Source organism: Pseudoalteromonas sp. T1lg65, from assembly GCF_051930985.1.
GTDB lineage: Bacteria > Pseudomonadota > Gammaproteobacteria > Enterobacterales > Alteromonadaceae > Pseudoalteromonas.
Genome location: NZ_CP196838.1, coordinates 540,610 through 563,577, shown reverse-complemented (window position 1 = coordinate 563,577; position 22,968 = coordinate 540,610). Strand labels below are relative to the sequence as shown.

Genomic DNA, 22,968 nt, shown 5'->3' with positions numbered 1-22,968 from the left:
GTCAATGTTATCCACTAAACTGACCATTGAACTTGCTGTGCTGTACGGTAAAGCTTCAACCTGATAGGGTTTGTATAACTGAGTTTTGAAAGGTAACTGACGACTATGATTATTCGTCCTGCAAAAAAAACTGATGCCGAGCTTATTTTAGATTTCATCAATGATTTGGCTATCTACGAAAAAGAACCTGATGCTGTATTGAACACGGTAGAACAAATTGAAGAAAAGCTATTTAGTGGTGATGCAAGAGCACACTGTGTAATTTGTGAACTAGAAGGTGAAGCCATCGGATTTGCGGTTTATTTCTTTAATTACTCGACTTGGCTTGGTAAATATGGGCTTTACTTAGAAGATTTATATGTCAGCCAAGATAAGCGAGGCAATGGTGCTGGCAAAGCGTTAATGAAATACTTAGCTAGGCTTGCGGTAGAAAAAGATTGTGGCCGCTTTGAATGGGTGGTTTTAGACTGGAATAAGCCCGCAATTGAGTTCTACCAGGGCATCGGTGCAGAAGCCCAGGATGAATGGATCATTTATCGTTTGAGTGGAGAAAAATTACTAGAGTTTGCAGAGTTGCCCTAGTATGTGTCCCTAAACTATGTGTTTTAAATTGACTTTGAGCGTTGCTGCGGCATACTGATGCAGCACATCGTTTTAATACAAAGTATTTGTCTCTAGGAGCGCCAACATCAATGAATAACTAATCCCCAACACGGTTGAATTAAGTTTTTTACCTGTGCAGGGATCTGTGTTCTTGTTGTTGTGTCTTATCTTAAGCTAAGCATACATTTGCTATACGACTTTACATGCGTAGATCCCTGCCTTATGTGATTAAGGGATCTATATGCCATCTATAAATTTAAAAAATCTTTGTTATCAATTACCCAGTGGTAGAGTTCTGCTTGAGGATGTTACCCAATCAATTAGCGGCACATATTCTGTATTGACGGGACCTAATGGCAGCGGTAAATCGCACTTGCTTGAATTGATTGCACGGCGTTTATCTCCGTTATCAGGAACCGTGCACTATTCTAGCAATGTGTTTTATCTACCTCAAAATGCAGTTGCTGAATTTAACACACTTGCTGAGATGTTAGGTCTTTGTGCTCAACTCGCAGCGCTAAAAAGAGCGCAAGCTGGAGGTGCATCGGTACAAGATATTGAGTTAATAAACGATCAATGGCTGTTAGAGCAAGAGTGGCAAACTAGGCTTGCACCCATGGGGGTTTGTTTGGAAACCCCCTTTACGGATTATAGTCCGGGGGAAAAAATGCGCGTGTTTCTCGAAGTGCTATTCTCGCACTCGTGGTTTCTATTACTGGATGAACCTAGTAACCATTTAGATCAAAGCAATCGAAACTGGCTAACAGAACAGCTAAGACAGTACCAACATGGTGCGCTAGTGGTAACTCACGATGCTAAAATAATTGATAATGCGCAACAAATATTACATCTAGAATCCTCCAAGTTACGTTGTTTTGGTCCTGGTTTGCAATTGTATCGAGATACCCTTAGCTCTGAAGCCGAGCGTCTAATTTCGCAACATCAACAACAAAAGCAACAGCTTAAGACGCTAAAAGTCGCGGTTCAAGAAGCTAAGCAAAAGCATCAACAACAAAACGCCAAAGGTGCTGCCAATGTTCGTTCCGGTAGTCAAAGCAAAATGCTGGGCGATTTTAAGGCGCAGCGGGTAAGCAGACGATTATCTCAACAAACCAGACTACTGAGTCGTGAAGTTGAGACACTAAAGAAGCAGTCCGTGTTTGTTAATACTAAACAGGAAAACCGATTTTATTTTGCTGAGTATGCACTGGAACGTGAAAAAATAGGGATGCATCAAGCTGTTCTTCATCAGGGAATATCGTCATCATTGAGCTTTTTGCTGACCACAACACAGAAATTAAGAGTGACAGGAGACAATGGCTCTGGAAAGTCCACACTACTGCGTACTTTGGCTGGAGAATATGACGTTAAGGAAGGTGTGGTTTATAGGCCAAAGCAACCTTTTTATGTCGACCAATATTGCTCATGCTTACCAAAACATAAACCATTGATTGAATATGCAAAGACAAGGCTCAATAAACCAGAGGCTGAGCTGCGTACTTGCTTTGCGAATGTTGGGTTAAACCGATTACATGTAGAGTCGCAGATCAAGCTATTAAGTGGTGGTGAAAAAGTCAAAGCTGCAATCGTCATAGCAGCGATGAGTGGTTCATTTATGCTATTAGATGAACCTGATAACCATTTAGATCTTAACAGCCAAGAAGATGTGGCTGCTTTATTAAATAAGCTCCCAAACGGCTTTGTGCTGGTCAGCCATAACGAATATTTCTGTGGAAGGTTAAGTAACATATTGCACCTAAATTGCGGATAAGTGAATTTGCCCAATAATGTTATTTTGTTGACTCTCTGTTCGTTGCTTTCACTTGTAATAGCTAGCAGTACTACGTGAAAACGCTTATTCGTAGCTGAGGTTATTGAGTCATCAATTGAAGCATCCTGCTCGCAGTTACGAAATATAGGCTTGTTCAGCAAATCGTTACGCATAAATAGGCCGCGTTTTACGTAGTGCGAAGGGTTGTTGCAGGGCTATTACTATGTGGATGTACAGGAAATACTTGCTACTCGGTACCAAAGAGCGCGCACATTGTGCGACTCTTTGGCTAGAAACTTAGTATACGGTGTAATAGCTCACCTTTACATCGCCTTCATGATAAAGGTAGTTCACTTGATTGTAGTGAATGTCGATGTTCACAGATGCATAGTCGCCATCCGTGAAGTAATGATCTGGATCATTTGGCACTTGGTAATAACATACTGTTGTGTTGTCTAAGAATACATCTTCAGTCGGTGCGACAAAGTAATAAATTCTTTGCTCATCACACTTTTGAAGCTGATAACCCGCTTTGCTTAGCTGCGATTTTACCATTTGGTATTTACGACCAAATTCAAGCACTTCTTGGGTATTGTAGTAGCCTGAAGCGAGATCGATATTGGTTGCGAAAGAAGAGAAACTGATTGATGAAGCCAAACCGATAAGCGTGGTTAATAGCATTTTTTTCACGGAGAAATTCCTTCTGGATTTAGTTTACCAAATGATTGAGTTTTAGGTACGTAATGAATGTATTTGAGTGCTTTAAGAGGTGGCAGGGCACATGCCACCTCAAACACGAAATTAGTAGACAGTGAAGTAGCTAACGTCTACGTTACCTTCGTGGTATAGGTAACTTACTTGATTGTAGTGGATATCAATTACTACAGAAGCGTAGTCTGTACGCAGTGAGTAGTTATCTGGATCTCTTGGGATTGAGTACTGACATTCCGTTTTATTGTGCAGGAAAACGTCTTCTGTTGGTGCTACAAAGTAATAAATAGGTTGCTCTTCACATTGGTGTAGCTCGTAACCAGCGTTGCTTAGCTGCGCTTTTACCACTTGAAACTTACGACCAAACTCCAGTACTTCTTGAGTATTGTAGTAGCCTGCTGAAAGATCGACATTGGTTGCCAATGCAGAAAAACTGGCAGGTAAAATTAGACCCATAAGAGTGGTTAATAGCATTTTTTTCACTTAGAAATTCCTTCTAGTTAATTGTCAAATATTGCCAAATGGCAGGCGTATCCTACGGCCTGGAATTGGTCATTTCAATGTCATTTTTATGACAATTTTAATTGAGAAAAATCATTGTAAATCAAGGTTTAAATTCATATTAATTCGTAATTTTAACTATCCAGAGTGTAAAGTGTGAGGTGTGTAATTATTGTACTGCAGATTTCTTTTTGCTTGTTTGATAACAAAATGAAGGGTACTATTGGTGGTTTAATTTATGCGCCATAATGCAGTATTTTAAATTAATGTTCTTTTTGGTTTTTGGCGCTGAAAGTGACCCGAAACATGTCGCTAATTTCAATCAGATTTGTCATATAGCCACTTATATTCTTCTTAATACACTGAAATTTATCATGCATCTTTTATTTGGTATTGACTGGTAGTTAATTAGGGTAAATATACAAGAGAATCAAAAGGCAATGTTTGTAGAAGTTGTTAGTATCATGTGTCATTTAGAAGTTGAGGTGGTGGTATTTTAACCAAAACAGGCCGGGTATCCGTTAAGCTTCTTTAGTAAAAAAACAAAATAGTGTAGCTTACTATTTTTATTTACCAAAATTTAATTCTTTAATTAACCTTTTGTTTTTAAGTTTCTTGTTTTTTTTATACTATTGATCTTTCCAACATCAATTTATAAAAAAATTAAATTTTCAATACCTTTCCATTTAGTCTGGTTAATTAGCGCTTTTATATTCTGGTGACGACCTGTTCGTAAACTTTTGGGTAACTGTCATACGAGTCGTTTTTCTGTTGCGAAGGGAAATGTCGAAAACTGCCCTAGAAACGCTTTTGGCGCGCGACGAGTCCACTTATGCTAGTTGCCGGCATTGTGAGTTCGAGTTGTACCCTTCGCATTCTAAGCTAGACAGAGGCTTAGGTAGTTGAAACTAGCAGTGTCATTGTTATGGGATAGGCTAGGAGGTTAATCTAGCCACAAACTATGTGCTTTACTGTTATCACTAAATGTATATGTCTCTACCCACTGCTTTAGAGATTCATAGGCCATCGGCTTGGCATAATAGAAGCCTTGTACATATTGGCAACCGAGCTTTTGTAAAGCTTGTAACTGCTCAGCCTCTTCGACACCTTCGGCTATGACCTTGAGCGCCAGAGAGTTAGCCATCGAATGAATTGCTTTGGTGAGTACTTCCGCGTCTTGATTATGGGCGATGTCTTGTATAAAGCTTCTGTCAATTTTTAGGGTGTCGATTGGGAAACGCTTTAAGTAACTCAATGAAGAGTAGCCGGTACCAAAGTCATCTATGGCTAGCTGTAAGCCTGTCGCTTTTAAGCTATGTAACCACGATTTAATTTCATTGTCGTCTTCAAGCAGAATGCTCTCGGTGATCTCTAACGTCAGATTTTCAGCCTTAAATCCAGAAGTACGCATCGCTTGTTTGATGGTGGTGGCGTTAAACCCCAAACGATATTGTTGGCTTGATAAATTTACTGATAAATAGCAGTTTATTCCCAGAGCTGCATTTAAGGTGCGGATTTGGGAGCACGCTTCTGCCAACATCCATTCGCCAAGCTGAGCAATTAAACCACTTTCTTCGGCAACGGGAATAAACTCTTCGGGAGAAATATAGTGGTCAAAATCGATAGGCCAACGCATTAATGCCTCAACGCCGTATAGCGTTTCAGTTTCAATGTCGACAATCGGTTGATAGTAAATAGTGAGCTGATTATGTTCCAATGCGAGTCTTAGTTGTTGTTCCAGTTCTACTCGGCGGTTTACATACAGTTGCATCTCTTGTGCAAAGAAATGAAATTGGTTCCGTCCCGAGTCTTTGGCCTTGTACATAGCTAAGTCTGCCAAACGTAACAGCTCTTTATGATCCCTGGCATCGTTGGGGAGAACGGCGATACCAATACTAGCACCAATGAACATCTCAAAACCGTTGATAGAAAACGGCTGGTTTAATGCGCTGATGATCTTTTCCGCGACTTGTGCAGCATGATCGGCATGCGTGATTTGTGTCAGCAATAGCACAAACTCATCGCCTCCGAAGCGACTTAGGGTATCGCTTTGACGAATAATATTACTCAGCCGCTTGGCGACTTCAATTAGCAAAATATCACCAGCTTCATGGCCCATGGTATCGTTTATGCGCTTAAACCTGTCTAAATCAATGAACAATACCGCACTGACATGTTCGGTTCGGGACAAGCGTCTAATATCTTGCTCTATTCGTTCCAGTAGCAAAGTTCGGTTGGGTAATCCGGTTAATGCATCATAGTAAGCTTGATACTCAATTTGCTCTTCTTGTGCTTTACGCTCTGTCATGTCTGATAAAATAGCGACATACTGCTGAACTTCACCATGTTCATCATACACAACACTGATAGCCAACCACTCAGGGTAGACGCTGCCATCTTTATGCTTATTCCAGATTTCAGCAGCCCATTTCCCTTGGCTTTTTAACGTTGTCCACATTTGCTCATAAAAATGTTTATCGTGTTTGCCAGAGCTCAGCATATTTGGTTTTTTACCCAGCACTTCATGCGGCTCATAACCAGTTATATCGGTAAAGGCTGGATTTACCGCCGTGATCTCCAAATTGGCGTTAGTTGTCATAATGCCTTCTTGTGTGGCGTTAAACACTGCCGAAGCGGTTTTTAACTGGGCATTTATTTTCTTTTGCGCGGTGATGTCTTCATTAATTGCGATAAAGTTGGTTATATCACCTTGCTTGTTTTTGATAGGTGAGATTGAAGCAAACTCCCAGTAGTGCTCGCCAGATTTGCGCTTGTTGTAAAACTCTCCTCGCCAAACTTCACCGCGACGAACGGCCTTTAACAAGTTTTTGTAGTTACTTAAAGCTGGTTTTCCACCCAAGATACTTGGTGTTTTTCCTTTGATCTCAGCTAATGAATAGCCTGTGACTTTTTCAAATTTAGGGTTTACGTATTCTATACGTGCACGAGGATCGGTAATGATAATTGATGCAGGGCTTTGTTCTATCGCATAACCCCACTTTCGTAAGTCTTCTTCGGCTTTCTTAAATAGCGTTACGTTCACACTGACAAACACTTTTCCGCCATCGTGCATGTCAACCGTTTTCACTTGAAGCCACGTGCCCGCAGAAGTTCGATGCAGTTCTTTATTTAAGCTGAGCGCTTCTTGATGGGTTTGTTGCCAAGCTGAGAGTGATTGGGGCAGGGGCGTATTTTCATCATAACCAAAGTGCTGCCGCCAGGATTTATTTGAAAGCATTAATTTACCGCGGGAATTGAAGACAGCGACGCCTTCGGTCAGTCTTGCCACGGCATCGTCTAAGGTTTTACCTGCGTTAATTGCATGATCTTTGGCGGTGTGTAAGCGATGTAAAATAAACACCAGTAATGCAAAGAGTGCCATGGCGGTGATCAGCAAAGTTTGGCTCAGCGACTTTTCTTGATTGATTTGCTCAGTATGAAATTGATGATACGCATCGTTGAGCTCTTTAAAGGTAGCGTCGCTTAGTATTTGGAGAAATTTATGCTTTGTATCATCTAAGTCCATACTCAGCTGCTGTGCTACCTCAAGGTGCTGTAAAAAAGTTGTCCATAACTTTGAAGTTGTCGTTTGTTGGTTTATCAACGGGTCATTACTCAACAAATGTGATCTATTGAGTAAAAGTTGGTTCAGCAGTTGATTAGCGACCAGTGCCTGTTGTGGATCTTGTTGCGCTATCTCTGCAACCAATTGTGGCAGATACAACAAGCTATTTCTTATATTGGTGGCGGACGTTTTTATGGACTCGACTTTCTGCGCTTTTTGTTCAATAAGCTTGATATATACTTGTAATTTTTCATTAACTACCAAATTGGTATCGATAAATGGAGTGTAGGCATCACCTTTTATCTTCTCCACGGTTTGATTAAGCTTGGCAAGGGAGTCGAATTGAATCAATTCTGAATTCAGCATTTCTAGAACAGCTGCATCGAGCTTCGCATCTAGGCTTTTTATTTCAATTAAGGTTGCCACACGTTCATGGTGTGCATTGCTATTTATGCTTTGTTGAGTAAAAAAGTAAGCGAGCAAACTTACCGGCGCAACCAGCAATAACGATTGCAAAAACGAAACGGTTTTTATTTTCATGGTGCTGATACTTCTCTCATTTCATTATATATTGCCCAGCTAAACTTTATATATATATGCCTAATTTATCTGAAGGGCGAAAATATTTACTTGCCCAAATAATATCTTGCCATGATTACAACTGTTTCATTTAGGCGGGATTGGTTGTCATCATGGAAAATTAAGCCTGCTGTGAAGACATAGATAGACTTAGTATCCAAAAATATACAGCTGCGACACAGAAACCAGAAATTTGCCCTGTTGTTTTAACCCTAAGGCAATTCATCGCATATATTTAGCTATTCCAATAATAATCTACTCTATAGCTACTGCGAAAAAGCAGTTTCATAACGAATACCAAAGGCAGTCTTCAGCATAAAACAGCTCCCCAATGGCTCATTAATTAAAGCTGGAAAGGGGCTTTACATTGACACTGTTTACATCGTTTTTTATTTAGCGTGAGCTCTGAAAAACCAAAGAGAACGATAGCAAAGTGTCTACTTAATATAACAACAAATTGGCCGTGTAAGGTTGATGTAAAATAATTTTGGTAGTGCTAGCTAACCAGAAGATGGTAAAACTTGGCAGCGCGCTTTTAAAACCAAATGGTGATAGGATAAGCGAAAAATTACAACAAAAATCGGCAGGTTTCAGTATGTTTACTCTTTTCTACTTCCCTCGTAACGCAAGTTGGGCTCCTCATATGGTTTTGAAACATTTAAATGTACCATACGAGTTAGTTTTGATTGACCGTAAAACCGAACAGCAAAAAGCCTCTGAGTATCTTGCTTTAAATCCTACCGGCCGTATCCCAACTTTGGTAGATAAAGAACTCGTGCTATTTGAAAGTGCCGCAATATGTTTGCACCTGTGTGAAAGCCACCCTGAAAACTCGCTAATTCCAGCACCTCAAAGTACTCAACGAGCCAAGTTCTATCAGTGGTTGTTTTATTTAACGACTACTTTGCAGCCCGAGATGATGTTGTATTTTTATCCACAAAAGCATTTGCAGAATGAACAAGGGCAAATAGAGATTTCAGCTACCCAGCAGCAACGAGTCGGTGAGATGTTCTCATTAATTGACGAGCAACTTAGTAATTCCACCTACCTGCTAGGAGAACAACTCACCGTATGTGATTTCTACCTATTTATGTTAGCGCATTGGGCAAGTGGCTTTGCCAAAGCACCAATACAATATCAGCATCTGGGGCGCTTTATGCGCGTGATGGCTCAGCAAAAAACAGTTGTTGAAGTGTGCGAAATCGAAGGGACTGATTTGCAAATGTATCGGTGAAGATGCCTTTTGTTGAGTGCGGTTCAATCGTTAAGTACCTTTAAAAATGTCGGTCGTTTATGTGGAGTGTTAGGTTTTACAAGCGATTGATGTTTGCCTAAGCTGGAAAAGCCAAAATCAAAAGGAGCAAAGAAAATGGGACTATTAAGTGGGTTGTTAGGAAATGCCAGTGAAGTAGATAGTGATAAGTTAGACAGCCTGTTAGCAGACACCTTAGTGGAGGGTGAAGAAGTGGCACAAGCTTATAAGGTGATCCGTGACATGTTCATTTTTACAAACAAGCGTTTAATATTAATAGACAAACAGGGCGTAACGGGCAGTAAAGTGGAAATGCTCAGTATCCCTTACAACAAAATCACCAAATTTAGCAAAGAGTCTGCAGGTCACTTTGATTTAGATTCTGAACTAAAGATCTGGGTAGGATCAGATCCAACGCCGATTGCGAAAGAGTTCAAAGCGGGAGACAACATTAACCAAGTGTATAAAATCATCTCCCAATATGCGCTTTAAACTGTCATTAGCTATCTATATGACCCAGGTTTCGACCTGGGTCGAGTTTGTCTCTTACTCTGCGCTTCAATTCTTTCGCTTCTGGAAATCCACCGTCGATTTTGCGGCACCAAATTAATTCAGAGTCATAAAAAATTTGAAACACACCTTTGTCAGCAGGTGCTAAAGACACTTCTTGTAGGTCATCCGAAAATGTAGATAGCAACTCTTGTGCAAGCCAGCCACTTCTCAGTAGCCATTGGCATAAGACACAATAATAAATGGTAATTTTGGGTTTTTGCATGGTGCTCTCATTAACAATTAGTCGTGTATTTATGCTTGCTGCGCGCCAAGATTCTCATTTTGAGAAGCTTTTTTAGCGAAACTAACAAATTCAGAAAAAATCGAATCCTTAATCAGTCTATCCGGTGTAAAGGCAAAGTAATGTTGGTAGGCGTTTTCAATGACGCCGATAAGCTCTACATCATAGTGTCGTTGTAATTCGTTTTGAATAGACAAGGGGGCTGGAAAAATACCAAAACCTTGTTGCCCCAAAGCTTTCATTAGAGCACTGTCGTCAACATGACCTGCTACTTTTACTTCGATGTTTTGTTCGTTCAACCAGTATTGGATAGCGTTTGTCATTGGACTGCTTTTTGCTGGCAGCACAATCGATTGGTCTTGTAACGAAGCTGGGTAGTTTTGTTTTAGTTGTTCATGCCAAAATTTTGCCCCGTAAAAGCCTAGTTGGCTGTTACCTATTTCATGACAAAAAACCTTAAACGGTAGGCTGGAATCGAGAGGTTTATCAGCAAGTACAATATCGAGTTTATGCGTCGCCATTTGTGCGAGTAATTCGGTTTGTTGACCATCAATGCAGTGCAGGTTTGCCACTTTATCGTTGTCTATAAGAGGTGACAACCATTTAGAAACTAGCGATTTAGGTAAAGCGTCGGAAATACCTACTTTCAGAGTTCTGTGTGCGTTTGTAGCGCCACTCTGAGTTGTTTCCAGCCATTCCTCAGCGATAGAAAATATGTCATCAGCATACTGTTTAGTTAAAGTGCCAAAGTCAGTGAGTCTTAAACCACGACCTTCTCTCAAAAATAGTGGCTTTCCAAGTCGCTCTTCCAAACTGTTCAGCTGGGCACTTATGGTTTGTGGCGTAAGGTGCAACACTTTACTTGCCGCGGCAATACTGCCGTGTTTACTGACCTGCCAGAAATAATAAAGGTGGTTAAAGTTAATATTCATAATTGTTCGTTATTTACTGATGGTTAATTAGAAATAATCAGCTTTTATCTTTTTGGCAAGCTTAGTAGATTTGTACCTACAGAACAAGATGTTTACTTTGTGTAAGTTGTAACTTTAAAGGTGAGTAACGTGAGGTTGAGTTTGGTCTCGAAACAACAGTTGGTGTCGCCACAAGTGAAAATACAACTGTCCAAATTGGTGAATAAGCTACTGTCGAAGTACACAGATAATATTCGTAAGGTGAATGTGACTTTGGCGCAAAAGGCGAGTAAAAAATGTGGTCCGCTGACAATGTGTCAAGTCGATTTAGTTATGCCAGGCTTACCTATGCTAACCGTCAAAGCCGGTGGCAAGAATATGGCGCAAGCCTTGAATAGAGCGCTACAAAACGCCAAACAAATCATTGCAAGTAAGTATTTACTTCATACAAGATAAACAACTTCTGACCGTTCCCAAGCACTTGCAGCGGCAAGGAAGCCGCGCAATTTTTAAGTTTGTTTTCATTTTTTGATGAGCAATATAACCAGTAATTAAGGTATCTTAATTGGCGGTAACACTTGCCTTTATTAGATTAATATACCACCTAAAGAAAGCCGACCAATAATATTTTACCCTGCGCCATATTTGGTCTTTGACAGCACAAGTCAATTCTCATGTTATCTGCACTTTTGTATAAGCGTCTTAATTTCGCAAATGGTTTGCCAATAAAACGCAAACTTTTAAGTCGTAAGCTACGGCGAGTGTATGAGTCCAAAAAGGCGTAAGATGTCGAACTTAGCGCTTCTTTACATGCGGACAGTAACTCGGGAGATATTTGACTAAGATGAATGGCATCATGGGAGGTTTGCTCTGAAATAGCTCTAGCACTCTTAGCAAGCACACATACAGCGTAAATATCCAAAATAGCAATAGCACGCATCTTTTGGCTTTCTGGGTCTTCGAAAACTGCCATAACACAGGGCAAATCTTCTGGTGAGAAAGATAAGGGGTTAACTTGATGAAGCTCGAGCTTATCGTCTACATGCTTGTGCATTAATCGTTCCCATTGCCCCACCTGGGGCAGTGCGACACCTTTATGTAGCGTATGGATTTTTCGGGTTTTAATTTTTGCTTCAGCAGCAAGTACCAGCGGCATAATTTTATGATGCAAGTCATTATCTGCAAAAGGCTTAGATAGAACAAATTCAGCGCCATGTTCGAGCGCGACTCGAACTTTGTCCTGCTCATCAACGGTGGTGACCATAGCAATGGTGATATCAAGTTGTTTTTGTTTAATCGCTTTTAATAAAGAGAGTCCTGAAATATCAGGCATGTGCCAATCCGTTAATACAATATCAGGCTGCCAGCTGCCAATTTCTTTGAGCGCTTCCTTGGCACTGTTTGCTTTTTTAATCAAAAGCTTACGGTATTCAAACTTTTCCAACCCGCGTTTGATTATTTCCAGCGTTGCAGCACTGTCATCTACCAATAATATTTTCACGAACAACCACTTTATTGAAAAGTCTAGAGTTATTATAGGCAGAATTTTTGTCAGTCACTAAAATCTATAATGATTATTAACTGGGAAAGTGCCATGATTTTTAACAATCTCCCTGCTGATTTTTTGTTATACATTGCCGTTAATGCGGGCCTGCTCATATTGGCGGCGTGGTTTTATATTCTATTGCTGATATTAAGAGAGTTCAGGTTGTTTGCTCAAACGGTTGTTAAGGGCAATCATTCGGTTGATGAAAAGCAAAACCAAATTTTGCAATACTGTGCGGACGCGATCGATAAATCCACGAAATTTGTTGAAGATAATCAAGCCACAATCCAAGAGTTAGCCAATGTGCAGGTACATCTCGAGCAGCAATTGGCAGACGTAAAAGCGTCAACCGGTACCCGAGTCAGCGCATCGGAAAGGAAAAAAATAGATGAGCTTAACAGCAAGCTATTAAAATCGCATAAGTTGGTTAAAAAACTTAAAGGTGATTTGGATAGGAGCGTCGCGCAATTGGAAGACACAAAACAGAAGCTGTTTGCCCAATATCAATCCACAGAACAATTGCAAAAGGAAAATAGCTCGCTCAAGCAAAAATTAGATGGGTTTGAAAAAGCGGGTTCTAGCTCTGATGCAGAAATAGTTAAGCTGATGGAGAACTTTGCCCGGGAAAAACAAAACATGTCAGACATGATTTCCGACTATAAGAAACAAATAGCTGAACAAAGTCAGGCACTTGAGCAACTTTCACTGCAAGAAAAAAGCACCGAAGATGGTCCTAAACTTCAGGCGGTGAAAGAAGAGCTGGAACAAACCAGAGAGGCCTTAAAAAACCTCTCGAAAGAGAAAAAATTCATTGAAAGTCGCTATCTTGAAATTATTAACAAACATGAGCCTAAACCAAGCGACAATTCTGATTAAAACCTACCAGAGATCAATCTAATACCGTGCTGTCATGCCTATGAGTTAATACTGCTACGCTCATGGTAACCGTGCCTATTTACCATTTTTCCATTGCCTTTAACGGTCTCAATCGACGTTGAAATCAATGGTGATTTAAATGTGTTTAAATTGTTATATAAATTTGATTTATAGTGCTTTTATTCTAAAAAAAGGTTAACCGTAAAAGGAACGAAGGTGATAGAGTCATTTTATTACACATCTATCTTGTAATGTTTTGTAATGGACAAGGTTTAACGTTAAATATTATGGTCCAGTAATTGAAATACAAGGATGTAGTTTCATTGATTAACCTTAGCTTCAGATAAAGAGTGTGCTTTTATAGGTTATTTTCAACGTTAACCTCAGTAAAATTGGTCACTGCTGGTGGGGTAAGTATTAGTCATGTTTGATCAACTATTCACCTTGTTAGTCGTTTCTTGTAGGTATAAATTATTAGTGTTGGTTAATTTTGGGTTTTAATTTGTAATTAAATTGTTCACATAGTTTCTGGTTCTGCGTCATCGCTTCGTAAATTCAATTTAGAGCGGAGAGATGATGTTAAGATCAAGGAATTCTTATTTAGGCCAGCAAAGTGGCGCTAATACCCACCTTACTTTTTGGAATCATTGGGCGCAGTACCAAGAACGTATTTTATCGTGTTGCTACAAATGGTTGCATAACGATAGTGATAGAATCGACGATGCGATGGCGCAAACATGCGAAAAAGCTTTTCATGCCTATAGCCAAGACGCTGAGAGCATAGAAAACATGTTCGCTTGGTTATGCCGTATTGCACACAATGTGTGTATGGATATTCATCGTCTCAACAGCAAAGAAAATGACTTAGTTTATTTAGTCAGTGGTAATCCTTCACAGTTTTATTTCACCGAAAAGCGCTCTCATTCGTTAGAAAATGATTATGAGGTAGAGTGTTTATATCAAAAACTCACCACTGCAATTGATCAGTTGCCAGCGGATTTAAAGCAAGCAATTCAATATAAGTTTATCTATGAGATGGGCTATCCAGAAATCGCCAGTCAATTGCAGATCAGCCAAGAAAATGCACGTAAGCGTGTGCAATTAGCCCGAAAAAAGCTCAGTGCGTTACAGGCCTCATATCGAGCTCAGGATTAATCTACTTAGATTTTAAAAAGTGCGCAGCAACGCGGTAGTTTTTTGACTCAGTAACTTGTGACTAGCGCATAAAAAAGATTTTTCACAATTCGAACACTGTTTCGTTATCTCAAAACACAGAGCAAAAGTGATGTTCTATCAAGTTGACTCCTTCACATTGACCTTCTTGGGGCTGATGTGGCGGAGCTTGCACGGAGTATTGTAATGAAGAATGAAAGGCAATGGTTTGTCGTCTACACCCGAGCAAATTGTGAAAAGAAGTTTGCCGATCAAGTAAACAAATTAGAGAGTGATTGCGAAGCATTTTTACCTATCGTGGAACAAAAAAGGCAGTGGAGCGATCGGGTTAAAGTGATCAGTGCACCACTATTTAAATCTTATGTTTTTGTTTTTATCGATGGCAATGAGTTTCAGCAAATAAAACGCTTTGCTGGATTTGTCTCGTTTATCAAATTTAATAATGCACCAGCGGTCCTCTCAACGCGGGAAATAACCAAGATTAGAAACTTTGTTGCCAGTGATAGGGTAGAAGAAGTACTTGCTAATCGCTTTATTAAGGGGACTCCCATTGAAATCGTTGGTGGTAGTTTACAAGGGTATCAGGGCAAGTTGATTGAACGTCGGAATCGCCAGTTAATTGCCGTCGAAGTCGAAGGACTTGAACAGAGTATGATACTGACCCTTCCGATTGAGCTTGTGAAACCGATAAAAGAAGGGCAATGATGATGACATTGACTGCACGAGGTCTACAAACACTCAAAGAGCAACTCTTGCGCTATGAGGGCTTATCACTGATTCCTTATCAGTGTACACAAGGCAAAATGACTATTGGCATTGGTCGCAACTTGATTGATAAGGGGATTTCGTTAGAAGAGGCGGAATATTTGCTCAACAATGATATTCATGAGACCTACAAGCTAGTGACGGCAAACATCCCTGTGTTTAGTAAATTAGATGAACCAAGAAAACTCATCTTATTAGACATGGCGTTTAATCTTGGAGTGACAGGCCTAACGAAATTCAAAAATATGCTCTCGGCACTGGAAAGTAGCGACTATCAGCGAGCTGCTGAGGAAATGCTGGACTCAAGGTGGGCCACACAAGTTGGCCGACGAGCACAAGAGCTGGCTATTAAAATGATTGAGGGCTAGCACATGGCTAGTGAAGTTTATGAGCAATATGAACACGCGTATACAACGGAACGTCGAGCTGCGCATTTGTTTTACCTTTTGGGTCAGGCGTTAAAATCTCAGGATGATGAACTCGAGCAGGTTTTTAATGAGTTCCACTGCGCATTAGATGCTCTGACTGCCACGGCTAGATTTACCTCTGTCGAGCTATTGTTTTTGCTTTCACCTCAAGAGTTGCGGGTATTGGCACTGGTTTACTTGCAACAGCAAGACCCAGATATCATTGCGCCATTTCTTGGTCTTAGTTGGTTTGAGCAAGGGCCGATGTTGAGCTTAGACAAACTGCTTACTCTTGTTGACCCTAAACTTAGTAAGCAAAATGCCCTGCAATACATCAATCAAGACGCTGCGGTATTTAAATGGGGGTTATTGCGCCTACAAAATGACGGGCCAGCAATGCAGCGCAGCGTTTATCTTAGCCCTTTTTTAGAACAATATTTACAGTTTGGGCGGTATTCTCATGAGCAACTCAATTACTTCTCTTGCTCATATCCAGAGCTTGATCCTGTGTTTGACGTGCTGACTGCCTCAGTATCATCACTGACAACCCACAGTCTGGTTTCGCTGCATGTTAGCGATGGAGCCGCGTCTTGGTATATTGAACAATCAGCACTTCGTAACAACGCAAGCGTTGCTGTGTTTATTGGCGATGAAAACACGGGAATAGATTGGCACTATCTGCTTAGCGATCTTGCCTGTTTAAGAGTGCGAGCAAATGGCAAACCTGTGTATTTATATTGGCCTGATGTTGGTAACTTGTCGTCATTCTTGCAGACTAAGCTCAAGTCAATCTTAACTGCCAATACGCAAATACAGGTATTTACCGAAACCAGTACAGAGCAACTCGAAAGGTCTTTTCCAGCTGTTTATGAAATGCGATTTGCTTCTCCAACTTTGCTCCAGCGTGCTCAAGCATGGCTAGCGCTTTGTTCACATACATCAGCGTCTGAGCAGGACAAAAGTCAGGCAAATCGCTTAGCCGCCAAATATCCGGTCGCATTATCTCGTATGAAGCTTATTGCAGAACGTGCTCAAACAGAACAGCAAAGTGAGTACTGGCAAACCTTGCAGGTTCTATGTTTTCAGGCGCAGAGCCAGCACTGCGATGAATTAGCTAAGCTATGTCAGGCTAGATACACCCTAAAAGATATGATGCTGCAAGATAAAGTCGCAGCTCAGCTTCGAGAGCTGGTGGCGCGGGTCAATTTACAAACCGAGCTACAATCGCGGTTACCTCGCTTTACGCAAGGTTGTAAAGCGTTGTTTTGGGGCAAACCCGGCACAGGGAAGTCGATGGCAGCAGAGGCCATCGCAGGAGAGCTGCAGCTGCCTTTGTACATTGTCAATCTTGCCAATATTGCCAGTAAATGGATTGGCGAAACGGAAAAGCACTTAGCTAAGTTGTTTGATTCTGCTGAGCGTAATAACGCGGTATTGATGTTTGATGAAGCCGATGCCATTTTTGCTAAGCGCAGTGAAGTAGAGTCCAGCCACGATAAAAATGCCAATATGGGCGTGAGTTATTTGCTGCAACGTATGGAGCATTATTCGGGTTTACTGTTACTAAGCACTAACTTCAAAAACAACCTAGATGAAGCTTTTTTGCGGCGCTTTCATGGCGTGATTGAGTTTACGCTGCCCACTGAGCATGAACGAGTTTTAGTTTGGACACGCCATTTAGAAGGTAATGCTGATAACCATTTGCAACAAGGCATAGGCAAGTTGGCCGCATTGTTTGAACTGAGCGCCGCACAAATCATCAATATTTGTGAAGTGGCGCTGTTGCAAAGCTTGATGGCCAATAAACCCCTTATTAGCCGTAATGAAGTCGCCAATGCGATCCATCGTGAAATGGCAAAACAGCATGGTGGTTATATGGCTCAGCACTCACTAACCAACTGGTTACAAGGATAACGTTATGGATCCAACGCTTATTTATAAAGTGCAGCAAGCACTCAAAGCCTTACTTGAACAAACGGTTTTACCCTACAGCAACAACGCCTTACTAGGCCTGGGAGGGTCACAAACCAAGCTGAGTTTTCAAGCGCCCGACAAGGCATTTTTTGACAAAATGGTTAGCGATATTCCGGTTATTAATTGTTACTTAATTGGCATTAGCGAAGATATTCAGCGCCGTCAAAGTGAGCCTCCACGAACACAAATTAACTTCACCCAAACCCATCGTACACGGTTTATTGAACCAAGGTTTATCTCGCTGAGTTACATGATGACAGTGTGGAGTAAAGACGAAGAGCAAGGCGCTGAAATAGAGCATTTGTTTTTGAGTCATTTAATAGCTGGTTTAGGCAAATTTGATTTTATCCCAGAAGACATCATGCAGGCGCAGCAAATTGATATTTCGCCATACGGGGTGCGTAGTCAGTTATTTGGCAACGAACACAGCGAAAAAATTACCGGACAAGTGTGGCAAGCGCTGGGCAGCACACCCAAGCCAACGGTTATCTATTCGCTATCACTTCCTATGCCTGTGTTTGAACCTGTTCAGCTGCCTATCATCAAGGAAATGAACAACAAACTTGATAACAAACCCAGCTAGCCTCTTTTCTTTCCCAACATTCATTGTTTATTCGGCTTGTGTTGAGCGCCTGCTCTGGGGCTGATCTCTATATTTAAAGATTACAAAGGATAATTATGACTACTCAACAACTCAACGCGCGGCTGAAAAGCTATTTTCAGCGTGGTGATATTCCTACTCAAGAAGAATTTGCTGAACTTATCGATGCGGTAAATTACAGTGCGATCGATAATACTCGTTTACCAGAGCAAATTGACCTTACTGTACGTGGTCAAAGCTCATCATTAACAGCCAAAGCGCTCATTGGTGATGGCTCAGCGGTTACTGACCTTGCCAATGCACACTTACCCAAGCAAATTGACTTAACAGCGGTTGAAGGCACAGATACAGCCACACTCACCGCAGATGAGATCCACGGCAAGCTTATAGGTGATGGCTCAGCGGTTACTGACCTTGCCAATGCACACTTACCCAAGCAAATTGACTTAACAGCGATTGAAGGCACAGACACAGCCACACTCACCGCGGATGAGATCCACGGCAAGTTTATAGGTGATGGTTCAGCGGTTACTGACCTTGCCAACGCGCATTTACCCAAGCAAATTGACTTAACAGCGGTTGAAGGCGCAGACACAGCCACACTCACCGCAGATGAGATCCACGGCAAGTTTATAGGTGATGGTTCAGCGGTTACTAACCTTGCCAACGCGCATTTACCCAAGCAAATTGACTTAACAGCGGTTGAAGGCACAGACACAGCCACACTCACCGCAGATGAGATCCACGGCAAGTTTATAGGTGATGGCTCAGCAGTTACTGACCTTGCCAACGCGCATTTACCCAAGCAAATTGACTTAACAGCGGTTGAAGGCACAGACACAGCCACACTCACCGCGGATGAGATCCACGGCAAGCTTATAGGTGATGGCTCAGCAGTTACTGACCTTGCCAATGCACACTTACCCAAGCAAATTGACTTAACAGCGGTTGAAGGCACAGACACAGCCACACTCACCGCAGATGAGATCCACGGCAAGCTTATAGGTGATGGCTCAGCGGTTACTGACCTTGCCAATGCACACTTACCCAAGCAAATTGACTTAACTGCGATTGAAGGCACAGACACAGCCACACTCACCGCGGATGAGATCCGCGGTAAGTTTATTGGTGATGGTAGTGAACTATCCAATATCGGCATAGGTAACTTGCCAATCGCTACACTTGAAGAAATTTTGGCCGGTGAGCAGAGTAAACTAACCACCGCACAGCATGGTGCGTGGTTAAATCAAAAAATCGATGCGCTAAGTTGTCCAAAGCTCAAAGCGTTCACAGTTGCTTGTATTGAAACCACTCAACATATTGATATTGATAATGTGCCCGGTGAAATCGATGGATATGCCCTTAGGGATGGCGATCTGGTGCTTTTGAATGCGCAGCAAAACCAGAGCGAAAATCACATTTGGCAAGTAAATCAGCTTACAGAAGGGGTCAGTGTGCAACCCACCGATTTATATCTACCTACCGATATGCAGCAAGGTGATGCAGTTGTGATTAGCCACGGCACGGCATATCAAAATAAGGTGTTTTTATTAAAGACATATCGCCAAGAAAATAGTGACCTATTTGAATGGCAAGCCACGGAGACATTATCGATAGCAGGTGCAGGATTACGACAAGACAAGAATCTTTTGCATGTAGATTTTGCGAGTAATGATGATGTTACCAATGGCGCATCAAATAAGGTTGTTGATAGTGCAATTTTGCAACAAAGCCTGGCGGCGGCTCAGCAGCAAATTCAAGCTCAACTTCCTTACATCGAGCCTCACGCTCAATCCTCAGATTTTAGTATCAATACAAATGCTGTCGTATTTTTAGATATGCACGCTAGTCAAACGATAACAGCGTCAGTTAGTGAGCAAGTAACTCACTTTAGATTACAAGACTTCCAAGCTACTTGGGGAGCAGACACGCAAGTCATCGTCCAGTTTGACGGTGGCGCTAGTCTAACGCTAGTGCTAGATAGTGCACATGCTTACTATGATGTATACAAAATCAACGGTGATTTTTATTCTTACGACTCAACGGGCAAGTTCTTGATTTAAAGTTTTTATAAACAACCGCATCGCCAACTTAACCTGTCTAATTCTCCCCCCTATAAAAGGAAAACCTCATGAATAACTTCGTAAACGTGATCCAAAAACTAGAAGAGCTTAGTGCTCGTGACAGCAACAAAGCGAAAAGCTTAAACCTGCTAAATAGTGCAATCTATCAAGTGCGTGCAGATATGAATCAATACCTTGACATGCAATCAACCGACTTACACCGTCTAGAAGATATCGCCGATGTACTGGGCTATGCTGGTCGGGTTGTTGCTGTGAGTGATGAGTTGCCTTTGGCCCCAATTGAACCAACAAACTATGGTGCAACTGAGTTTTATCCCGGTGACTATTTACTAGTGAAAAACGGCCCTGATAGAGGCATCTATCCAATTACCATTTTAGACGATGGCGTTAATCCCAAAACCTACGACTTAGATCCTGCCTTAAAACGCTATTTAGGGGATGTTGCTGTGGTGGTGTTAAAGCTTGTTGAAAATGATTTGGTACAAAGGCACAGTATTTTTAGCTTGTCTAATGACGCTTGGCAAGAGCGTGTAATTGCCTAAACATATAAAGTAATCAACTATGTTTACCACACTACGTGAACGACTGAAGCGCTACTTTATCACCGGGGCAAAACCCACTCAGGCGCAGTTTGCCGAGTTGTTAGATGCAGCGTTAATTCAAAGCGATGATGGCATTACCAAGCAATCGTCGGCAGCGGGGCAAATACTGACCTTTTCACTGCCGGAACACCATCAAGCGAACACGGTTTTTCAACAAAGTGTGTGTATTCAAGGGGATTTAATTGTTGAGGGGCAGTTACTCGGTGCCCCTTCATCAAGCACTACAACGCCCACGAGCCAAGTTTATAGCGCATCGGCAAGCCAAAATACGCCTTATGCCAATACCCAATCAACCAGCTTACCTGTTGGTAGCGTTTTACTTTACTGCGGTGCACAAATCCCCGACGGCTTTTTAGCCTGCAACGGTTTAAACGGCACACCAAATTTAGCCCCGCTGGTGGACAACGCCATTCAACCCATTCGTTACATTATTAAAATGCGTTAACGCACCTGCCTTTACTTTTGCGCTTACAACTAACCAGTAAAAGCGAATTCGAATCTTATTACCTTTCAAGGAACTAACAATGTATCAGTCACTGAGCCATGAACAACAAGAACAGGAAATAGTCCCCGTACAGCGTCAAGCAATGAGCCGAGAAGCGCGTTTAAAAGACAATGTAGGCAGCATGATGGGCGTTGATTTAAGCCACGTAAATGTACACACCAACTCATCAAAACCTGCACAACTCAATGCGCACGCCTATGCCCAAGGCAGCGAAGTACACATCGCCCCAGGGCAAGACCGCCATCTCGGCCATGAATTAGCCCATATCGGCCAACAAATGCAAGGTCGCGTACAAGCTACCGCGCAATTTGCAGGTAAAGCCATTAACGACGACCCCAAGTTGGAGCACGAAGCCGATGTGATTGGGGCTAGGGCTGAGAGTATGTGATTCGAGTAAGGGAAATTATCGACAAGACTAGACCTTTTTTACGCTTATTGTTAGCGAGCTTCCCAATCTCACATTGTGTATCCATCTTCTTTCACAAGGAGGTTGAGGGGGCAAAGAATCCAGGAAATTAAATTGAGGAGTATGGCTATGTATAGGTCAGAAGAAAAATTAATAGTAAATAAAAGTAAGATGAAACTACCTATTGTTGAAACAAGTAATAACTCTGAAAGGACCATAAGTCGGAAATCGCGCGCAGCAACAAGCTATTCAGCGACAAGAGATATGGGTCGTTCTGCATCTTTTAATAGCCCGCGCACTTTTGACAAAGCATGTGTACAAAGAGTGATTTCTCATTCAGGAGGTACAAATGACGATAGCTTTACAGGAAAGGTTGCTGATTTTCAGCAAAGTGGCTCTGATGCATATCAAGCTCCCGCTATTGATAAAGTGCCCGGTCAGTACAGAGCTAAATATGATGTCAATGGCACAACAAACACGTCCAAATGGTTTACTAACGAAGTGGAAGTTTCATGGGATCGTGGTCATAAGTTAGCACAAGAAAATGGAGGAAAGGGTTACGCCCACAACTTGTTCTGGCAGCATCCAGGCTCCAATCGAGGGGGAGATTGGCGGAGTTTTGAGGGGGAGTTCAATACATTACTAGGAAATTCGGCAGCTACAGACGATGCTGCATTCTATTTTGAACGCAAAGGGGAAGCGAAATACACGGTCACTACGCCGTGATACTTAACTTTATTGTTATTGACGAAGACCGACCCTAACCACTCTTCCGTTTTACTCGAAAGAAAATACTGCATCAGTGCTTGGTTGCCCGAGCTTTAAATAGGAACCTTTGAGGTCAGGTCTTGCTTTTCGCCTTTTTAGCTTCTTTCCCAACGAATAGACCATAAATAAATCCGTCCGCGCAAATCATAAGAAAACTCGTTAGACGACATCAGGTAATTAATCCCTAACGCCGTAGGTTTATTGCTTTTTCACACGAACCTCAGGATCAGGCTTTAGCAAAAGGCAAGACCTGACCCCAGCGTGCCACGTAGAGGAAAAAGAATAAAACAACACATCGGGAGCAGGTCTTGTCTTTTAGTACTTTTCCATCACATCAACCGCATTTAGTATCCCAATCAACTGTGCTCATGGAAGAACAATGCAAGACTGTCACTTCCCCATAAACAGAGTATCCAGGTGTACCAATGACTTCGCCATGATTTTGTAATTTATGGAGGGCTACGGGTAAATCCAGATGAACTGGCAGCCCAAGCGCAGTAGTTGTGATCCCATTGTCCTCTTAGCGGTGTTCTTGAACCTGTTTTAGCATCCCGCCAGCGACAATCAATGAGTGA

The 22,968-nt window shown here is 41.7% G+C and carries 22 protein-coding genes; 16 read left to right on the top strand and 6 right to left on the bottom strand.

What is annotated here, in order from left to right:
• The first annotated feature begins 105 nt into the window (after positions 1-105).
• Both ACSLBF_RS19610 and ACSLBF_RS19605 read left to right on the top strand, forming a co-directional pair.
• A complete protein-coding gene (locus ACSLBF_RS19610) occupies positions 106-582 on the top strand; it encodes an N-acetyltransferase family protein (protein ID WP_440056318.1) in 477 nt (158 codons plus the stop codon).
• A gap of 262 nt (positions 583-844) precedes the next feature.
• Positions 845-2,374 (top strand): ATP-binding cassette domain-containing protein, encoded by a 1,530-nt coding sequence (locus tag ACSLBF_RS19605; protein ID WP_440056317.1) that lies wholly within the window; start codon positions 845-847, stop codon positions 2,372-2,374.
• Positions 2,375-2,671: 297 nt separating this feature from the next.
• Here the strand turns inward: ACSLBF_RS19605 and ACSLBF_RS19600 are convergent, their stop codons facing one another.
• From ACSLBF_RS19600 to ACSLBF_RS19590, 3 genes are all read right to left on the bottom strand, one after another.
• Positions 2,672-3,064, bottom strand: a complete 393-nt coding sequence (locus tag ACSLBF_RS19600) for a hypothetical protein (protein ID WP_440056316.1) — start codon at positions 3,062-3,064, stop codon at positions 2,672-2,674.
• Between the two features lie 111 nt (positions 3,065-3,175).
• On the bottom strand, positions 3,176-3,568 hold the full coding sequence (locus ACSLBF_RS19595; protein WP_440056315.1) for a hypothetical protein: 393 nt from the start codon (positions 3,566-3,568) through the stop codon (positions 3,176-3,178).
• A gap of 961 nt (positions 3,569-4,529) precedes the next feature.
• Positions 4,530-7,691 (bottom strand): EAL domain-containing protein, encoded by a 3,162-nt coding sequence (locus ACSLBF_RS19590; RefSeq protein ID WP_440056314.1) that lies wholly within the window; start codon positions 7,689-7,691, stop codon positions 4,530-4,532.
• A 634-nt stretch (positions 7,692-8,325) separates the two neighbouring features.
• Between ACSLBF_RS19590 and ACSLBF_RS19585 the strand changes: the two genes are divergently transcribed.
• Positions 8,326-8,964: a glutathione S-transferase family protein gene (locus ACSLBF_RS19585; RefSeq protein ID WP_440056313.1), complete on the top strand. Its 639-nt coding sequence runs from the start codon at positions 8,326-8,328 to the stop codon at positions 8,962-8,964.
• A gap of 135 nt (positions 8,965-9,099) precedes the next feature.
• A complete protein-coding gene (locus ACSLBF_RS19580; protein WP_440056312.1) occupies positions 9,100-9,474 on the top strand; it encodes a PH domain-containing protein in 375 nt (124 codons plus the stop codon).
• Positions 9,475-9,481: 7 nt separating this feature from the next.
• On the opposite strand, the gene ACSLBF_RS19575 is transcribed toward ACSLBF_RS19580, so the two are convergent.
• Together ACSLBF_RS19575 and nhaR are read right to left on the bottom strand one after the other, a co-directional pair.
• The gene (locus tag ACSLBF_RS19575; protein ID WP_440056311.1) at positions 9,482-9,757 is read right to left on the bottom strand and encodes a SelT/SelW/SelH family protein; all 276 of its coding nucleotides are present in this window, start codon (positions 9,755-9,757) and stop codon (positions 9,482-9,484) included.
• A gap of 29 nt (positions 9,758-9,786) precedes the next feature.
• The gene (gene nhaR, locus ACSLBF_RS19570; RefSeq protein WP_440056310.1) at positions 9,787-10,707 is read right to left on the bottom strand and encodes a transcriptional activator NhaR; all 921 of its coding nucleotides are present in this window, start codon (positions 10,705-10,707) and stop codon (positions 9,787-9,789) included.
• 129 nt (positions 10,708-10,836) lie between these two features.
• On the opposite strand from nhaR, the gene ACSLBF_RS19565 reads away from it, so the two are divergent.
• Entirely contained in the window at positions 10,837-11,142 is a 306-nt protein-coding gene (locus ACSLBF_RS19565) for a hypothetical protein (RefSeq protein ID WP_440056309.1), read from the top strand.
• A 148-nt stretch (positions 11,143-11,290) separates the two neighbouring features.
• On the opposite strand, the gene ACSLBF_RS19560 is transcribed toward ACSLBF_RS19565, so the two are convergent.
• Complete coding sequence (locus ACSLBF_RS19560; RefSeq protein WP_440056308.1) at positions 11,291-12,187, bottom strand: response regulator; 897 nt, start codon at positions 12,185-12,187, stop codon at positions 11,291-11,293.
• 93 nt (positions 12,188-12,280) lie between these two features.
• On the opposite strand from ACSLBF_RS19560, the gene ACSLBF_RS19555 reads away from it, so the two are divergent.
• From ACSLBF_RS19555 to ACSLBF_RS19505, 11 genes are all read left to right on the top strand, one after another.
• Positions 12,281-13,108, top strand: a complete 828-nt coding sequence (locus tag ACSLBF_RS19555) for a chromosome partitioning protein ParA (protein WP_440056307.1) — start codon at positions 12,281-12,283, stop codon at positions 13,106-13,108.
• A gap of 573 nt (positions 13,109-13,681) precedes the next feature.
• The gene (locus ACSLBF_RS19550; RefSeq protein ID WP_440056306.1) at positions 13,682-14,263 is read left to right on the top strand and encodes an RNA polymerase sigma factor; all 582 of its coding nucleotides are present in this window, start codon (positions 13,682-13,684) and stop codon (positions 14,261-14,263) included.
• A gap of 204 nt (positions 14,264-14,467) precedes the next feature.
• Positions 14,468-14,986, top strand: coding sequence for a UpxY family transcription antiterminator (locus ACSLBF_RS19545; protein ID WP_440056305.1), 519 nt, complete (start codon positions 14,468-14,470; stop codon positions 14,984-14,986).
• Positions 14,983-15,414, top strand: a complete 432-nt coding sequence (locus tag ACSLBF_RS19540; RefSeq protein WP_440056304.1) for a glycoside hydrolase family protein — start codon at positions 14,983-14,985, stop codon at positions 15,412-15,414. Before ACSLBF_RS19545 ends, ACSLBF_RS19540 begins: the two co-directional genes overlap by 4 nt.
• 3 nt (positions 15,415-15,417) lie before the next feature.
• On the top strand, positions 15,418-17,367 hold the full coding sequence (locus ACSLBF_RS19535) for an ATP-binding protein (protein ID WP_440056303.1): 1,950 nt from the start codon (positions 15,418-15,420) through the stop codon (positions 17,365-17,367).
• Positions 17,368-17,371: 4 nt separating this feature from the next.
• Positions 17,372-18,010, top strand: a complete 639-nt coding sequence (locus tag ACSLBF_RS19530; protein ID WP_440056302.1) for a Pvc16 family protein — start codon at positions 17,372-17,374, stop codon at positions 18,008-18,010.
• Between the two features lie 95 nt (positions 18,011-18,105).
• The gene (locus tag ACSLBF_RS19525; RefSeq protein WP_440056301.1) at positions 18,106-20,091 is read left to right on the top strand and encodes a hypothetical protein; all 1,986 of its coding nucleotides are present in this window, start codon (positions 18,106-18,108) and stop codon (positions 20,089-20,091) included.
• Between the two features lie 68 nt (positions 20,092-20,159).
• Positions 20,160-20,654 (top strand): hypothetical protein, encoded by a 495-nt coding sequence (locus ACSLBF_RS19520; protein ID WP_440056300.1) that lies wholly within the window; start codon positions 20,160-20,162, stop codon positions 20,652-20,654.
• A 19-nt stretch (positions 20,655-20,673) separates the two neighbouring features.
• Positions 20,674-21,159 carry a hypothetical protein gene (locus ACSLBF_RS19515; RefSeq protein ID WP_440056299.1) on the top strand — a complete coding sequence of 162 codons (486 nt, stop codon included), beginning with the start codon at positions 20,674-20,676 and terminating at the stop codon, positions 21,157-21,159.
• A 79-nt stretch (positions 21,160-21,238) separates the two neighbouring features.
• Positions 21,239-21,607, top strand: a complete 369-nt coding sequence (locus tag ACSLBF_RS19510) for an eCIS core domain-containing protein (protein WP_440056298.1) — start codon at positions 21,239-21,241, stop codon at positions 21,605-21,607.
• 147 nt (positions 21,608-21,754) lie between these two features.
• Positions 21,755-22,351, top strand: a complete 597-nt coding sequence (locus tag ACSLBF_RS19505; RefSeq protein WP_440056297.1) for a hypothetical protein — start codon at positions 21,755-21,757, stop codon at positions 22,349-22,351.
• The last annotated feature ends 617 nt before the right edge of the window (positions 22,352-22,968 follow it).

What these genes read in the sequence shown, in the direction of transcription:
- ACSLBF_RS19610 (WP_440056318.1), top strand. Translation starts at nt 106, where the DNA reads ATGATTATTCGTCCTGCAAAAAAAACTGATGCCGAGCTTATTTTAGAT.
- ACSLBF_RS19605 (WP_440056317.1), top strand. Translation starts at nt 845, where the DNA reads ATGCCATCTATAAATTTAAAAAATCTTTGTTATCAATTACCCAGTGGT.
- ACSLBF_RS19590 (WP_440056314.1), bottom strand. Translation starts at nt 7,691, where the DNA reads ATGAAAATAAAAACCGTTTCGTTTTTGCAATCGTTATTGCTGGTTGCG.
- ACSLBF_RS19585 (WP_440056313.1), top strand. Translation starts at nt 8,326, where the DNA reads ATGTTTACTCTTTTCTACTTCCCTCGTAACGCAAGTTGGGCTCCTCAT.
- ACSLBF_RS19580 (WP_440056312.1), top strand. Translation starts at nt 9,100, where the DNA reads ATGGGACTATTAAGTGGGTTGTTAGGAAATGCCAGTGAAGTAGATAGT.
- ACSLBF_RS19575 (WP_440056311.1), bottom strand. Translation starts at nt 9,757, where the DNA reads ATGCAAAAACCCAAAATTACCATTTATTATTGTGTCTTATGCCAATGG.
- nhaR (WP_440056310.1), bottom strand. Translation starts at nt 10,707, where the DNA reads ATGAATATTAACTTTAACCACCTTTATTATTTCTGGCAGGTCAGTAAA.
- ACSLBF_RS19555 (WP_440056307.1), top strand. Translation starts at nt 12,281, where the DNA reads ATGATTTTTAACAATCTCCCTGCTGATTTTTTGTTATACATTGCCGTT.
- ACSLBF_RS19550 (WP_440056306.1), top strand. Translation starts at nt 13,682, where the DNA reads ATGATGTTAAGATCAAGGAATTCTTATTTAGGCCAGCAAAGTGGCGCT.
- ACSLBF_RS19545 (WP_440056305.1), top strand. Translation starts at nt 14,468, where the DNA reads ATGAAGAATGAAAGGCAATGGTTTGTCGTCTACACCCGAGCAAATTGT.
- ACSLBF_RS19540 (WP_440056304.1), top strand. Translation starts at nt 14,983, where the DNA reads ATGATGATGACATTGACTGCACGAGGTCTACAAACACTCAAAGAGCAA.
- ACSLBF_RS19535 (WP_440056303.1), top strand. Translation starts at nt 15,418, where the DNA reads ATGGCTAGTGAAGTTTATGAGCAATATGAACACGCGTATACAACGGAA.
- ACSLBF_RS19530 (WP_440056302.1), top strand. Translation starts at nt 17,372, where the DNA reads ATGGATCCAACGCTTATTTATAAAGTGCAGCAAGCACTCAAAGCCTTA.
- ACSLBF_RS19525 (WP_440056301.1), top strand. Translation starts at nt 18,106, where the DNA reads ATGACTACTCAACAACTCAACGCGCGGCTGAAAAGCTATTTTCAGCGT.
- ACSLBF_RS19520 (WP_440056300.1), top strand. Translation starts at nt 20,160, where the DNA reads ATGAATAACTTCGTAAACGTGATCCAAAAACTAGAAGAGCTTAGTGCT.
- ACSLBF_RS19515 (WP_440056299.1), top strand. Translation starts at nt 20,674, where the DNA reads ATGTTTACCACACTACGTGAACGACTGAAGCGCTACTTTATCACCGGG.
- ACSLBF_RS19510 (WP_440056298.1), top strand. Translation starts at nt 21,239, where the DNA reads ATGTATCAGTCACTGAGCCATGAACAACAAGAACAGGAAATAGTCCCC.
- ACSLBF_RS19505 (WP_440056297.1), top strand. Translation starts at nt 21,755, where the DNA reads ATGTATAGGTCAGAAGAAAAATTAATAGTAAATAAAAGTAAGATGAAA.